General features: G+C 35.7%; 9 protein-coding genes. 8 read left to right on the top strand and 1 reads right to left on the bottom strand.

Features of this window, described 5'->3' with window-relative positions:
* Positions 1-10 precede the first annotated feature (10 nt).
* From F7O84_RS12225 to yicI, 5 genes are all read left to right on the top strand, one after another.
* Positions 11-916, top strand: coding sequence for an ABC transporter permease subunit (locus tag F7O84_RS12225; protein WP_151145542.1), 906 nt, complete (start codon positions 11-13; stop codon positions 914-916).
* A 20-nt stretch (positions 917-936) separates the two neighbouring features.
* Positions 937-1,896 carry a carbohydrate ABC transporter permease gene (locus F7O84_RS12220; RefSeq protein WP_151145539.1) on the top strand — a complete coding sequence of 320 codons (960 nt, stop codon included), beginning with the start codon at positions 937-939 and terminating at the stop codon, positions 1,894-1,896.
* Between the two features lie 58 nt (positions 1,897-1,954).
* Positions 1,955-3,502 carry an ABC transporter substrate-binding protein gene (locus F7O84_RS12215; RefSeq protein ID WP_151145536.1) on the top strand — a complete coding sequence of 516 codons (1,548 nt, stop codon included), beginning with the start codon at positions 1,955-1,957 and terminating at the stop codon, positions 3,500-3,502.
* A 108-nt stretch (positions 3,503-3,610) separates the two neighbouring features.
* Complete coding sequence (locus tag F7O84_RS12210; RefSeq protein WP_151145532.1) at positions 3,611-6,376, top strand: glycoside hydrolase family 3 protein; 2,766 nt, start codon at positions 3,611-3,613, stop codon at positions 6,374-6,376.
* Between the two features lie 4 nt (positions 6,377-6,380).
* Positions 6,381-8,720, top strand: a complete 2,340-nt coding sequence (gene yicI / locus F7O84_RS12205; RefSeq protein ID WP_151145528.1) for an alpha-xylosidase — start codon at positions 6,381-6,383, stop codon at positions 8,718-8,720.
* 136 nt (positions 8,721-8,856) lie between these two features.
* Here yicI and F7O84_RS12200 read toward each other — a convergent pair whose 3' ends face one another.
* Positions 8,857-10,458 (bottom strand): CTP synthase, encoded by a 1,602-nt coding sequence (locus F7O84_RS12200; RefSeq protein ID WP_151145526.1) that lies wholly within the window; start codon positions 10,456-10,458, stop codon positions 8,857-8,859.
* Positions 10,459-10,865: 407 nt separating this feature from the next.
* Between F7O84_RS12200 and ftsH the strand changes: the two genes are divergently transcribed.
* The 3 genes from ftsH to hprK all read left to right on the top strand — a co-directional run bounded on the left by ftsH (position 10,866) and on the right by hprK (position 15,946).
* Complete coding sequence (ftsH, locus tag F7O84_RS12195; RefSeq protein WP_151145523.1) at positions 10,866-12,965, top strand: ATP-dependent zinc metalloprotease FtsH; 2,100 nt, start codon at positions 10,866-10,868, stop codon at positions 12,963-12,965.
* A gap of 120 nt (positions 12,966-13,085) precedes the next feature.
* Positions 13,086-14,942 (top strand): excinuclease ABC subunit UvrC, encoded by a 1,857-nt coding sequence (gene uvrC, locus F7O84_RS12190; RefSeq protein WP_151145519.1) that lies wholly within the window; start codon positions 13,086-13,088, stop codon positions 14,940-14,942.
* A gap of 74 nt (positions 14,943-15,016) precedes the next feature.
* Positions 15,017-15,946, top strand: coding sequence for an HPr(Ser) kinase/phosphatase (gene hprK / locus F7O84_RS12185; RefSeq protein ID WP_151145516.1), 930 nt, complete (start codon positions 15,017-15,019; stop codon positions 15,944-15,946).

Raw genomic sequence — 15,946 nt, 5'->3', positions numbered from 1 at the left:
GAGAGAATAAATGAAAGGCTTATTACAAAATACTTGGAAACACAGAGCACATGTCGTTATGTGTCTGCCGGCAGTTCTGGTTTTGCTATTTTTTAATTATGTGCCAATGGCAGGACTTGTTTTAGCTTTTAAGAAATTTGATTACAAATTAGGTATATGGGGGAGCCCATTTAATGGGCTAGATAATTTTAAATTCTTACTTGCATCAAAAAATGCTTTTATTAATATGACAACGAATACAATTAAATATTATTTGATTTTTATAATTGTTGGAACCTTTCTTAATGTTGCTCTTGCGATTGCAATCGACCAGCTCGTATTTAAGAGGGCGGGAAAAATAATGCAGAGTATTATGATTATTCCTGTTTTTATCTCTTATGCAGCAGTTCAGTTTATTGTTTATGCATACTTAAATACAGAAGGCGGTATGATTAATAATTTATTTGGCACTTCAATTCGCTGGTATTCAGAGGCGGGCCTTTGGACCATTATTTTGACCATTGTTAAAATGTGGAATAGCGTTGGTTATGGGTCAGTTTTATATATGTCGGCATTAGCTGGAATTGATTCCGAAATATATGAAGCGGCTGAAATTGACGGGGCTGATAAGTGGCAACAAATAATCAACATAACACTTCCTTCCTTAGTACCAATGATAACGATCATATTACTGCTAAGTGTCGGTGGAATTATGAGATCAGATACAGGTTTATTCTATCAGGTAACAAGAAATAGTGGAACGTTATATTCAAGCACACAAGTTATAGATTCTTATGTATTGAATGCGATTTTTAAAAATTCGAACTTTGGTTTTGTGGCGGCAACTACTTTCTTCCAGTCGATTGTTGGCGTTGTGCTAATTATAGGTGCAAATAAGATTGTTCGTAAAGTAGCACCTGAGAATTCATTATTCTAGTAAAGGGGGTAGGGATAATTATGGATACAGTAAAAAAAGTAGAGATCATGGATTCGGTAAAAAAGACAAAGCCTGAGATTAGAAAAAAAAGCAGAAAGAAAGTCGGAGTTGGTCAGTACATATTAACATCTTTGCTCGCTGCATATACAGTGTTTTGTGCATTACCAATTATCTTAGTTTTTGTATCAGCATTTACGGATGAAAAGACATTAGTAACAAAAGGTTTTAGTTATTTTCCAGCAGAATTTTCATTAGATGGTTTTAATGTTGTACTAAGGTATGGAAAACAATTAATCGTATCTTATGGTGTAACAATAGGTATTACAACTGCTGGTACATTATTGGGGCTTTTATTAATGAGTATGTTTGCATTTGCCTTAAGTAGAAAGGATTTTCGTTTAAGAAAAATTTTATCAATTTACCTTATGATACCAATGATTTTTCAAGGTGGACAGCTAGCGAGCTATATTATTTTTACAAGTAATTATCATATGAAGGATAGTATATGGCTTTTGATTTTGCCATTATCGGTAACCACAATGAATGTTATTATACTTCGAACCTATATTCAAACAAGTATACCAGATGAATTAATGGATTCTGCAAGAATTGATGGGGCAGGAGAATATAGAGCATTCTTCCAAATTGCATTTCCACTGATGAAACCAGCGTGTGCAGCAGTTGGATTTATGATGGCTACCACTTATTGGAATGATTGGCAAAACGCTTTATTGTACATAGATAGCAACAGCAAAAAACCATTGCAGTTATTGTTAATTAATATCCAAAAGAGTATTGAGACATTATTGAATTCCAGAAATATTCCTTCAACCGCATTGGCTGCAATGCAGGGAAGTATTCCACAGTATTCAGCAACAATGGCTACTGTAATTACAGTAATAGGACCGATTATGATTGCATATCCATTTTTCCAGAAATATTTTATTAAAGGATTAACAGTTGGATCGGTTAAGGGGTGATATTCCAGATATGCAGATGCATATTTTGATGAATATAAAAAAATAGGGAGGTTTTAAAATGAGCAAAATAGCATTCGGTAAAAAAGTACTATCTGCTACGTTAGTAGCAGCGTTGGCAACAGGTATGTTGGTCGGTTGTGGTAGCGCAAAAGAAACATCTAAGGATACAACTTCAGCATCTTCAACAGAAACAGAAAAGACAGAAGATAACAAAGCACAAGATAGCAAATCAGATGGCAAAACACTTATTAGTGTTTATCGTTCTTCTTTCAATCTTGCAGCGCCAGATACGAATCAAGTTGCTAAAATTGAACAGGCAATCAATGATTACATTGGTGACAAAATCAACGTTCAGATCAAATTAACAGACATTGGAAGCGCAGAGTATAAAGACAAAGCAAATCTTGCTCTATCCAATAATGAAATTAATTTATTATGGACAGCAAGTTGGCTAGAGACAATTAACACAGACAGTCTTGTAAAGCAGAATGCAGTTTATGATCTTACAGACCTATTAAAAGGCAGTACCTTGTACGGCTCCATTCCACAATGGGTGTGGGATGCATCTTCTTATAACGGAAAAAATCAATTTATTTCATGCTACAAGGAATCAGCCGAAGGATATGATTTGATGTTCCGTCAGGACCTTGTTGATAAATACGGATGGGATCTTTCTAAGGTAAAAGAACTAAAAGATATTGAACCAATGTTAGCTGACTGCAAAGCCGAAGGACTTAAATATCCATATTTAACTCAGAAAACTGGTATGTTCTTCCGTTATTATATTGATGACTTTGATTTCTTTACACAGGATAGTTTATTTGCTGTTGATAGAAAGACAAATGAAGTTGTAAATCCAATTCAAACTCCACAGTTTAAAGAATTTACTACTTTAATGAGTGAATGGGGAGAAAAGGGTTATCTTAGTGAAGATGATGTAACAAAGACTACAACAGATACAACAACACAGACACAGGATTGGGGTGTTTCTTGGTGGACAGATGTTCCTAATAATGCAGAAGCTAGTACACGTTACAAACAAGCTGTAACAATGGTTCCTGTAACAGAAAAATACTCACATTCTACAACTACATTAGGATCTTGCTTTGCTGTAACTGCAAACTCCACTGAAGAGCAGGCAAAAGCGTGTTTAGATTTCCTTGGTCTGTTATATACAGACAAAACATTAGCAGATCTTTATACTTATGGAATTGAAGGAGAAGATTATGATCTAGATGATAAAGGTCAAGTAGTGAAAAAAGGTGATATGTATAACCATAGTGCTTGGGAGTCATGCTCTGTTTTAAATCTATCTCTTGAAGCAGGTGAACCAGAAAACAAAGTAGAACTTTACAAAACATTTAATGATAACTCAATTCCATCTATTGCATCAGGATTTCGTTTTGACAAATCAAATATAGAAAGCCAATATGCTGCATGCTTAAATGTATTTGATGAATTTGGTTTTCCTCTTCAAAATGGTGGAAGTAGCCCAGCAGATGTAGAAAATCAGATTGCAGCTTACCAAAAAGCTCTTGATGAGGCTGGATATCAGGAAATCTTGAAAGAAGCTCAGCAACAATATAATGATTGGAAAGCAAAATAAATAAGATGAGTCGTAATTGAGTCATTACTGTTGAAAAGCAGAACTGGAAAGGGAGTTCGAGGGTTTGACCCCAAGAACTCCTTTTTTGTATAATAGGAGGAAAGATAATTGGAAAAATTCACATTAGATAGGAAGAAATATGCTGCACTTGCACGACAAGCAGTTGCAGAAGGTTGTGTATTGCTTCGAAATGAAGCACAGGCACTTCCATTAAAGCAGGGAGAAAAGATTGCAGTGTATGGCCGAAGTGCCTTTCGGTATTATAAGAGTGGATTAGGATCAGGTGGTCTTGTAAATACTTCCTATGTGGTTGGAATACTGGATGCACTTAAGGGTACGAATGATATTGTTATCAATCAAGAATTATTAGAAATTTATGAGAGCTGGTTGAAAGAAAACCCATATGATGAGGGGCAAGGGTGGGGGCGTGTTCCTTGGAGCCAGAAAGAGATGCCGATTACAGATAGAATGCTTGAGATCGCAAATGAGGTGGATGCGTCTTTGATCGTTATTGGAAGAACCGCAGGCGAAGATCAGGATAATACTGCAAAAGAAGGTAGCTATCTTCTTACAAAAGACGAAAAAAGCCTAATTGAACGCGTATGTAAAGTATCAAAACGAACCATTGTTATTCTAAATGTAGGAAATATTATTGATATGAAGTGGGTAGAGGAATATCACCCACAAGCTGTCTTATATGTATGGCAAGGAGGACAAGAAGGTGGAAATGGGACTCTAGATGTATTACTTGGAAACGTGGCCCCATGTGGTAAACTGACTGATACCATTGCCCGTGAAATTGAAGATTATTCTTCTACTTCAAATTTTGGAGATCCAGAGAAGAATTATTATAAAGAAGATATTTATGTAGGTTACCGCTATTTTGAGACGTTTGCAAAAGAGAAGGTTTTATATCCATTTGGTTATGGAATGTCTTATACATATTTTTCAGTAAATTCTGAAATAAAAAGCAATCAAGAAGAGTCTTGTTTGATTATTGCAAACGTAAAAAATATTGGAAACTATGCTGGAAAAGAAACGGTGCAAGTTTATGTAAATGCACCTCAAGGTAAGTTAGGAAAACCGCTAAGACAATTAGTTGGCTTTGCAAAGACGAAACTGTTAATGCCAGGAGAAGAAGAAATACTTCCTATTACTATCAACAAGGATGATTTGGCTTCTTATGATGATAGTGGTATGGCTGGACATAAATCATGCTACGTATTAGAAGAAGGACAATATGAATTTTATGTGGGTACAGATGTAAGAAGTGCAGTGAAGATTGGTGCATTTGATCAAGAATTCAAGGTAGTAAAACAATTAGAATCTGCCTTGGCACCGATAGAAGCATTTGAAAGAATAAAGCCTGTTCCTATGGGGGATTCCTATGAAGTTGATATGGAGGAGGTTCCACTGCAAGAGAAAGGAAGTGTAGATGACTGTAATACCTGTACCTCTAGTGAAATTGCATACACAGGAGATAAAGGAATTAAACTTGTTGATGTTCTAGATCAAAAAGCATCTTTAGATGAGTTTGTAGCACAGCTAGATGAAAATGATTTGATTCATATGTTTCGAGGGGAAGGAATGTGTAGCCCACGCGTAACACCTGGAACAGCTGCGGCATTTGGGGGAGTCACAGATAGATTGCAACAGTATGGTATTCCAGCCGCTTGTTGTGCAGATGGACCTTCTGGAATTCGTATGGATTGTGGAACGAAAGCATTTTCACTTCCAAATGGTACGGCACTTGGCTGCACATTTAATCCAGAGTTGGTGGGACAGCTTTTTGCAATGGTAGGAAAAGAACTGCGATTAAACCAAATCGATTCATTACTAGGACCTGGAATGAATATCCATCGTAATCCGCTAAACGGACGTAATTTTGAATATATCTCGGAAGACCCATATGTTACAGGTAAAATTGCAACCGCTCAAGTAAAAGCTATGTATGACACGGGAATTGGAACGACAATCAAACATTTCTGCGGAAATAATCAAGAAGTTGGAAGAAGTACATCAGATTCGGTTATTTCAGAAAGAGCGCTTCGAGAAATATATTTAAAAGGATTTGAAATAGCGGTAAAAGAAGGGTATGCACGCGCAGTCATGACAACATATGGTTCTGTAAATGGATATTGGACTGCAGGAAGCTATGATTTATGTACCAAAATTCTTCGAGAAGAATGGGGATTTGACGGAATCGTTATGACCGATTGGTGGGCGCAAGCAAATTATTTGGGAGAAAAAGCAAATAAAACAGTAAAAGCTCCAATGGTAAAAGCGCAAAACGATATCTATATGTGTGTAGCGCACCCAGAGGATAATCCAGAAAATGACGACGTTAAACAAATGCTTGATGTGGGATACATTACAAAGGCGCAATTACAAAGAAATGCGAAAAATATATTAGGATATATATTAAAAAGTCAAGCGATACTTCGGTTTACGGGAAGGATTAGTAAAGAGGAGCAGCAGGCCATGGAGCTTATGACCTCACAGCAAGAAAGAATCGTAGATCCTGTGTTTTATTATGCAGATCCAGATACTCATGAAATTGTAATACCAGGCTCTGAGTTAAATCCAAAAGCAGGTGAGTCAGATGTATTTGCAATCAGTGCGGATATAGATGGAGAATACAGCATATCATTTACTATAAAGTCAGAATTAGGAAGTCTCGCCCAATTACCAATTTCCATATTTTTTGACAATGTGTTCCAAACAACAGTTAGTATCAATGGAACAGAAGGAAAGGTGATTGAGGAAACAAGAGATTTATGCTATGTGTTTGGCAGTAATCATTATGTCAAATTATACTACGGTGCAAATGGTCTGGAAATTGAGCAAGTAGTTTTAAAGAGGAGAGGGGATTGATGATATGAAATTTAATGACGGTTGCTGGGTAATCAAAGAAGGATGTGAGATTTTTTCTCCAAAAGAACTTTATGAAGCGCAGGTGAAAGAAGAGGAAGTTCGAATTATGGCTCCATCTGTTCGAATCAACGGACCAGGGGATACGCTTGGCTTTGTTAATCTTACCGTAAAAATCACAGTTCCAATGGAGGAAGTAATTCGTGTTCAGGCGTTTCATCACCTTGGGGTGAAAAAGAAAGCGCCAGAATTTGAATTAAATATACCCAAGAATACAAAAATTCATGTAAATGAAAATGAGGAGTACTTAGAAGTTGTCAGCAAAACTCTAAGGCTTGTCATTACAAAAAAGAACTGGTCAATGGCATACTACAGAGGTGAGGAAAAGCTTACAGAAAGCAAAGACCGTGATCTTGGTTATGCAATTACGAATTGGAAGGGATTAGCACATGATAATCAATCAAATGTTGCATATATGCGTCAACAATTGAGTTTAGGTGTAGGAGAATTAGTATATGGATTGGGAGAACGTTTTTCTCCTTATGTAAAAAATGGGCAGGAAGTTGAAATATGGAATGAGGATGGCGGTACAAGTACTCAATTGTCATATAAAAATATTCCGTTCTATATGACGAATTCAGGTTATGGTGTTTTTGTAAATCATCCAGATAAAGTATCGTTTGAAGTGGCGTCTGAGTTTGTTGGAAAAGTATCCTTTACAGTTCCAGGTGAATCGCTAGATTATTTTGTAATCAATGGACCTACTATGAAGGAGGTTTTGGTTCGATATACCGATTTGACGGGAAAGCCAAGTCTTCCAGCACCTTGGACATTTGGACTTTGGTTGTCCACTTCATTTACGACAAGTTACGATGAAGAATCCGTATTGAAATTGATTGATGGTATGAAAGAGCGTGATATCCCACTACAAGTCTTCCATTTTGATTGCTGTTGGATGAAGTTACTTCATTGGACTGATTTTTGTTGGGATAGTAAGACATTTCCAGACCCAAAAGGATTAATTGGGAAAATTCATGATAGAGGTATCAAAGTATGTGTATGGATTAATTCTTATATCGCACAAGAATCTGCTTTGTTTGAAGAAGGAATGGAACATGGATATTTACTAACACGCAAAGATGGTGGCGTATGGCAATGGGATATGTGGCAACCTGGCCTTGCAATTGTTGATTTTACAAATCCAGAAGCCTGTAAATGGTATCAGAGTAAATTAAAAGACCTATTAGACATTGGTGTGGATTGCTTTAAGACAGATTTTGGCGAGAGAATTCCGACTGAGGTAGTCTATCATGATGGATCAGATGCAGAGAAAATGCATAATTATTATACCTATCTATATAACAAAACAGTATTTGAACTACTTGAACAAGAAAAAGGAAAAGGGGAAGCAGTGTTATTTGCACGTTCTGCCACGGTAGGGGGACAAAAATTCCCAGTTCATTGGGGAGGAGATTGTTGGTCTGATTACAGCGGTATGGAACAGAGCCTTCGTGGTGGTCTATCACTTACCATGTCTGGATTTGGATACTGGAGTCATGATATAGGAGGCTTTGAAAGTACTTCAACCCCAGATGTATATAAACGTTGGGCGGCATTTGGACTTATGAGTAGTCACAGTAGATTACACGGAAGTGGCTCTTATCGTGTACCGTGGTTATACGGAGAAGAAGCAGTTGATACGGTGAGATTTTTTACAAAGTTAAAAGCAAAATTAATGCCATATATCTATCGTAATGCGGTTGAGACTTCTCAGTCAGGTATTCCGATGATGAGAAGTATGGTGATGGAGTTTATGGGAGATCGTAATTGCGAATACCTTGATAAGCAGTATATGTTTGGTGATAATTTACTGGTAGCACCAATCTGTAATGATAAATCACTTGCGCAGTATTATCTTCCAGATGGGGATTGGACTAATTTACTGACTGGAGAGAAAAAACAAGGAGGCTGTTGGTACAAGGAAACTTGTGGATATCTAGACGTTCCCCTTTATGTGAGAGAGAACAGTATTATCGCAATTGGAAAAAATGATGACAAGACGGTTTATGATTACGCACAAGATGTAGAACTGCGTATCTATGAATTAAAAACAAAAGCGTCAACAGTAGTATATGATGAACATACTAAGTTAGCTATTTCAATGGAAGCTGAGAAAAAGGAAAATGAGATTCATATTGCAATCAATACACAAAAAGCTTGCACGATTCGATTGATGAATAGGAGAATTCAAAACATAATAGGTGCTAAGAGTGTAATTGATGGCAATGATACGGTTATTTCAGAAATTACAAATGCCATAAAGGTAAAAATAGACTTAGAATCATAAAATAACACATAATTACGACAGTAAAATATACAAATTAAAATTGTTATAATTAATTGTTAATTTTAAGTTTATAATGTGAAATAAAAAGCCCCCACAAGTTAGAACTAAGTCCTAATTTGTGGGGAAGCTTATATATTTAATTAAATTTTAATGCAGCTTGAACGAATCCTTTGAATAGAGGATGCGGACGATTTGGTCTTGATTTTAGCTCAGGGTGAGCTTGTGTACCGATAAACCAAGGATGATCTTTGATTTCAATCATTTCCACAATTCTTTCATCAGGAGATAATCCAGAAAGAGTCATACCCTTTTCCGTAAGAATATGTCTGTAATCATTGTTTACTTCATAACGATGTCTATGTCTTTCATGAATTGTTTTTTCTTTATAAAGGTCATAGGCTTTTGAAGACTCGTCCAATACACAAGGATAAGAACCAAGTCTTAAAGTTCCTCCAATGTCTTCAATTCCATTTTGGTCTGGCATCAAATGAATCACAGGGTGGGTGGTATCTGCTTTTAATTCAACACTATGCGCATCATTATAACCAACCACATGTCTTGCAAATTCCACAATAGAAAGCTGCATTCCAAGGCATAAACCTAAGAAAGGAACTTTGTTTTCACGTGCATAACGAATTGCAGTTATTTTTCCTTCAATTCCTCTGTCGCCAAAACCGCCAGGTACTAAAATTCCGCTGACATCTTTAAAAGTTTCTGCTGCGTTTTCTTCTGTGACAAGTTCTGAATCAACCCACTTGATATTAACAGTAGCGCTGTTTGCAACACCGCCATGACTTAAAGCCTCAACAACACTAATATATGCATCATGAAGCTGAATGTATTTTCCCACTAATGCAACGGTTATTTCACTTGTTGGATTCTTCCAAGCATGTATCATGTCTTCCCATTCTTTTAAGTCTGGTTCTGGACATTCAAGTTTTAGACATTCACAAGCAACCTGAGCAAGTTGTTCGCTTTCCATAGCAAGTGGAGCTTCGTATAAAATATCAACATCAAGATTTTGTAATACGTGGTTGTTTGGTACATTACAAAACAATGCTATCTTGTCCTTTAGTTGCTGGTCAAGAGGCATTTCAGAACGGCAAACAATAATATCAGGTTGAATACCCATTCCTTGTAATTCCTTTACACTTGCCTGCGTTGGCTTGGTCTTCATTTCTCCCGAAGCTTTTAAGTAAGGAATTAATGTAACATGAATTAGAATTGCATTTTCACGGCCCACATCATGTTGGAATTGGCGAATGGATTCTAAGAAAGGTTGACTTTCAATATCTCCAACCGTTCCACCTACTTCTATAATAGCGATTCTGGTATCTTTATCTGTGAAATTACGATAAAAACGACTTTTGATTTCATTGGTGATATGAGGAATGACCTGAACGGTTCCGCCACCAAAGTCTCCTCTTCTTTCTTTTGATAATACAGACCAATATATCTTACCAGTGGTTACGTTTGAGTTTTTATCAAGACTTTCATCAATAAATCTCTCATAATGACCTAAATCAAGATCGGTTTCAGCACCGTCATCGGTTACGAAAACTTCTCCATGCTGAATTGGATTCATAGTACCTGGATCAATGTTAATGTAAGGGTCAAATTTCTGCATCGTTACTTTGTAACCACGTGCCTTCAAAAGTCTTCCTAAAGAAGCAGCAGTAATACCTTTACCTAGTCCTGAAACAACACCGCCTGTTACAAAGACATACTTTACTGGCATAATTTAATGTTCCTCCTTTTGAATAAGTGAAAATGAAAAATAGGGATATTTTTCATAAGATAAATAGTTATAAAAGCAACAATTGAATCGACAAAATAATCGATTCAATTGAATTTAGAATAACAATAGTTTTCAATTTGCTGTTCATTTGCAAAATTTGTAAACCATAAGTTAACAAAATTTATATTTATAAAAAGACATAAAATAACTTATATATTATACAACTAATAATACAATAAATCTACTATTAATTTAAAAAATTATAAAATAATATTTTAGTTCAATGTTATAATGTTATTTTTGAGGGCATAAAGCAAAATAAATTGTGTAGTAAAATTCACAATCTGGTAGTTGATTTATGTGACAACAATCTCTATAATATAGATATCGAACTTAGGAGGAAAAGAATGGACAACAATCAGAATAATAATAATAATCCTAAAAACAAACAGACCATAATGGTTTTTCTCATTGTAGCATTAGTGGTATTGATGATCATGAGCTTTTTTAATAATATGGTCGAAGGAAGCACCATGAAAAAAATCACATACGATGAGTTTTTAATCATGTTAGACAATAAAGAGGTAAAAAGCGTTTATCTTGATTCTGATAAAATAATTATTACACCAAAGGCACAAGCATCACAGTTAGTTGAGATTAAATATTATACTGGTATTTTTCCAGATAAAGATTTGCTGCAGAAAATAAAGGCTTCAGGAGCAAAGATTGATGCAAAAATACCTGACTCTAGATCTACCTTGCTAGATATTTTGCTATTATATGGATTACCACTTGCTATGGTATGGCTGATGGCAAGCTTTATATTAAAGAGAATGTCAAAAGGTGGAGGCATGATGGGCGTTGGTAAATCAAATGCCAAAGTCTATGTAGAAAAGCAAACAGGTGTAACATTTAAAGATGTAGCAGGTCAAAATGAAGCGAAAGAATCCTTACAAGAAGTAGTGGATTTTCTTCATAACCCAGGAAAATACACGCAAATAGGAGCTAAACTTCCAAAGGGAGCCTTATTAGTAGGACCTCCAGGAACTGGAAAAACATTACTTGCAAAAGCCGTTGCAGGAGAAGCAAAAGTACCATTTTTCTCACTATCTGGTTCTGATTTTGTGGAAATGTTTGTTGGTGTGGGTGCTTCAAGAGTAAGAGACTTATTTAAGCAAGCACAGCAAAATGCACCTTGTATCATTTTTATAGATGAAATTGATGCAATTGGTAAAAGTCGTGACAGCAGATATGGTGGCGGTAACGATGAAAGAGAGCAGACACTGAATCAATTATTAGCTGAAATGGATGGTTTTGATACGTCAAAGGGTATTTTAATTCTAGCTGCAACGAACCGACCAGAAGTACTTGATGCCGCACTGCTTAGACCAGGCCGCTTTGACCGAAGAGTCATTGTTGATAAACCTGATTTAAAAGGTAGAGTTGATATATTAAAAGTACATTCAAAGAATGTTTTGATGGATGATACAGTTGATTTAGAAGCAATCGCACTTGCTACTTCAGGAGCAGTGGGCTCTGATTTGGCAAATATGATTAATGAAGCTGCTATTAATGCAGTGAAAAATGGAAGAAAAGTAGTATCGCAATCTGATTTGTTTGAATCGGTTGAAGTTGTCATTGCAGGTAAAGAAAAGAAAGACAGAATTCTTGGTAAAAAGGAAAAGAAAATTGTTGCTTATCATGAAGTGGGGCATGCGCTTGTTACAGCTCTTCAAAAGAATGCAGAACCAGTTCAAAAGATAACAATTGTGCCAAGAACAATGGGTTCGCTTGGCTATGTTATGCAGGTACCAGAGGAAGAAAAATATTTAATGACACAAGAGGAATTAAGAGCACGGATTGTTACCTTGTTTGGTGGTCGTGCTGCAGAAGAAATTATTTTTCAATCAGTAACAACTGGTGCTTCAAACGATATTGAAAAGGCGACTAAAATGGCAAGAGCCATGATTACCCAATATGGTATGTCTGAAAAATTTGGTTTAATGGGTCTTGAGACAATAGAAAACCAATATTTAACAGGAAGAACGGTATTAAATTGTGCAGATGACACAGCCGCAGAAATTGATAAAGAAGTAATGAGACTTCTAAAAGAGTGCTATGAAGAGGCGAAAATGTTATTGGAAGATAACAAAGAGATTCTTGATAAAATTGCTGATTTTCTGTTTGAAAAAGAAACGATTACTGGTAAAGAATTCATGGATATCTATAATAAGGTAAGAGGAATTGAACCTGAACCAGAGAAAACAGACGATGAAAATGAAACTCCAAAGAAGGAATTAGTTGCTTCAGACAGTATGACTGAAAGCCAAGCTAGTGTTGACTTAAATGAGAACGTAACATATGACTTTAGTGAACAACCAGAAAATACGTTAAAAGAAGAAGCAAAAGAAGGAGTAGTAATTCAAGAAGCGCCAACAGAAGAATCAACGCAAGAAAAACCAGCAAACAAAGCTGAGTCTATTTCTGAGCCAGAATTAATTGATTAATACTCGATTTTCGGTTAAAATAATAGAATAAAACAATCCATAAAAGAATACGTTCTTTCACAAAGTAGGATTTGTGGAGGAGGTATTCTTTTTTCCACATTAGAAATAATAGGAGATATTATGTTTAATATAGAAGAAGAATTAAAAAAACTTCCAGGTAAGCCAGGGGTTTATATTATGCATGATGATAAGGATGCAATTATTTATGTAGGGAAGGCAATAAGTCTAAAAAATCGTGTCAGACAATATTTTCAAAGTAGTAGAAATAAGACCATTAAAATAGAACAAATGGTAAGCAAAATCAAACGTTTTGAGTATATTGTGACGGATTCTGAGGTAGAAGCGTTAGTTCTAGAATGTAATCTAATTAAGGAACATCGACCCAAATATAACACGATGCTTACAGATGACAAAACGTATCCTTTTATTCGTGTAACAGTGAATGAAGCATATCCAAGGGTGATGCTATCACGTACCATGAAAAAGGATAAATCAAAATATTTTGGTCCCTATACTAGTGCTGGTGCTGTAAAAGATACAATTAGTCTCTTACAAAAAATCTATAAGATACGAACGTGTAATCGAAATCTACCAAGAGATATTAAAAAGGCGAGACCATGCTTAAACTATCACATTAAACAATGTGATGCGCCATGTCAGGGGTATATTTCTGAAGAAGAGTATGGTAAAAATATTACGCAGGTTCTTGATTTTTTAAATGGAAATTTAGGTGACGTGGAAAAAATGTTGGAAGGAAAGATGATGGATGCTTCCGAGAATATGGAGTTTGAAAAAGCAATCGAGTATCGTGAACTTCTAAATGCCGTAAAACAGATTTCCCAAAAACAAAAAATTACCAACAATGATTTGGAAGATAAAGATGTGATAGCTCTATCAAGAGATGGAAATGATGGAGTCATACAAGTATTTTTTATACGTAACGGAAGATTAATTGGAAGAGAGCATTTTCATATGGATATTTCCATACATGATTCGAAAGGGGAAATTGTATCTAGTTTTATCAAACAGTTTTATAGTGGAACACCTTACATACCAAAAGAGCTCATGATTCAAGAGGAGATTGAAGATATGGAACTGATTGAACAGTGGCTCACGAAAAAAAGAGGCCTAAGAGTATATATCCGTGTACCGAAAAAGGGAAGTAAGGAAAAACTGGTTGAGCTTGCAGAAAAGAATGCAGCCATGGTTTTGGTCAAGGACAAAGAGCGAATCAAGATAGAAGAAATGAAAACCATTGGTGCTATGAAAGAAATCGAAGAATTGCTTGGAATTTCTAATATTTTAAGGGTGGAAGCATTTGATATTTCGAATATAAGTGGTTATCAGTCGGTTGGGTCTATGATTGTATATGAAAATGGAAGACCAAAAAGAAGTGATTATCGAAAATTCAAAATCAAGTCAGTGGCTGGTCCAGATGATTATGCCAGTATGTATGAAGTGTTAACCAGAAGATTTACACATGGGATACAAGAATTAAATAATAAGGACGTAGACTATGGAAGCTTTACCAAATTTCCAGACCTAATCATGATGGATGGAGGGCGTGGACAAGTTAACATTGCTCAAAAGGTTTTAGATGAATTAAAGCTTTCTATTCCTGTATGCGGTATGGTAAAGGATGATAATCATAGAACAAGAGGGTTATATTATCAAAACAAAGAGATTCCAATTGAAAGAAATTCAGAGGGCTTTCGTTTGATTACCAGAGTACAGGATGAGGCACATCGATTTGCAATTGAATACCATAGATCGCTTAGAAGCAAAGGACAAGTACACTCCATATTAGACGATATTGATGGAATTGGACCAGCAAGGAGAAAAGCACTGATGCAGCATTTCACATCTTTGGACGAAATAAAAAATGCACAAATAGATACATTAAAAAATATCCCAACAATGAATGAGGCATCGGCAAGAAAAGTATATGAGTTTTTTCATATACCGCGAAACGTTTAACTTAAGTATGCACTGTTGTTTTAAAAAATAAAATATGATAAGATGATAACAACGATAGATAAAGGAGAAATGGTATGCAAAGCGTAGAATTGAAAAAGATTGTTAAAAAATTAAATCTTAAAAATCTGACCCCTGATATTGCATTAGATTCCATTAAAGTGACACAACCAGACATTAATAGACCGGCTCTTCAATTAACTGGTTTTTTTGATCATTTTGATGAGGAACGTGTTCAAGTAATTGGATATGTAGAATATACCTATCTAGAAAGTCTTGAAAGAAGTCGAAAAATAGAAATGTATAATAAGCTTCTATCTAGTAAAATTCCTTGTATTGTCTATAGCAGAAACATGGAACCAGACGAAGATATATTAGGTATTGCAAATAAAAACGGGGTACCAATCTTCCAAACGGAGAAAACAACCTCTTCTTTTATGGCAGAAATCATTCGATGGCTTAACGTACAATTGGCTCCGACTATTTCCATTCATGGAGTATTAGTGGATGTATATGGTGAAGGTGTCCTTATTATGGGAGAAAGTGGAATCGGAAAGAGTGAGGCAGCACTTGAGTTAATCAAGCGAGGACACCGTTTAGTAACGGATGACGTAGTTGAGATCCGTAAAGTAAGTGATGATACTTTGATTGGAACGGCACCTGATATCACACGACATTTCATTGAACTACGAGGCATTGGAATTGTAGATGTTAAAACGTTATTTGGTGTTGAAAGTGTAAAAGAGACTCAGTCAATTGATTTGGTTATCAAGTTAGAAGACTGGGATAGAGATAAAGAATATGATCGCTTAGGGCTGGAGGAAGAATATACAGAGTTTCTTGGTAATAAAGTGGTGTGTCATTCCATTCCGATTCGCCCAGGCAGAAATCTAGCTATTATTTGTGAATCAGCAGCAGTCAATTATAGACAAAAGAAAATGGGATATAATGCAGCGAAGGAATTATATAATAGAGTACAAAACAATTTAGCAAAGAAGAGGGTTTAG

The organism is Candidatus Galacturonatibacter soehngenii (assembly GCF_008830185.1).
GTDB classification, from domain to species: domain Bacteria; phylum Bacillota; class Clostridia; order Lachnospirales; family Lachnospiraceae; genus Lachnotalea; species Lachnotalea soehngenii.
This window is presented reverse-complemented; position numbering and strand designations above follow the sequence as displayed.

Bases quoted from the DNA above. Each gene is read 5' to 3' on its own strand.
- F7O84_RS12225 (WP_151145542.1), top strand. From the start codon at position 11: ATGAAAGGCTTATTACAAAATACTTGGAAACACAGAGCACATGTCGTT.
- F7O84_RS12200 (WP_151145526.1), bottom strand. From the start codon at position 10,458: ATGCCAGTAAAGTATGTCTTTGTAACAGGCGGTGTTGTTTCAGGACTA.
- ftsH (WP_151145523.1), top strand. From the start codon at position 10,866: ATGGACAACAATCAGAATAATAATAATAATCCTAAAAACAAACAGACC.
- F7O84_RS12215 (WP_151145536.1), top strand. From the start codon at position 1,955: ATGAGCAAAATAGCATTCGGTAAAAAAGTACTATCTGCTACGTTAGTA.
- F7O84_RS12220 (WP_151145539.1), top strand. From the start codon at position 937: ATGGATACAGTAAAAAAAGTAGAGATCATGGATTCGGTAAAAAAGACA.
- yicI (WP_151145528.1), top strand. From the start codon at position 6,381: ATGAAATTTAATGACGGTTGCTGGGTAATCAAAGAAGGATGTGAGATT.
- uvrC (WP_151145519.1), top strand. From the start codon at position 13,086: ATGTTTAATATAGAAGAAGAATTAAAAAAACTTCCAGGTAAGCCAGGG.
- hprK (WP_151145516.1), top strand. From the start codon at position 15,017: ATGCAAAGCGTAGAATTGAAAAAGATTGTTAAAAAATTAAATCTTAAA.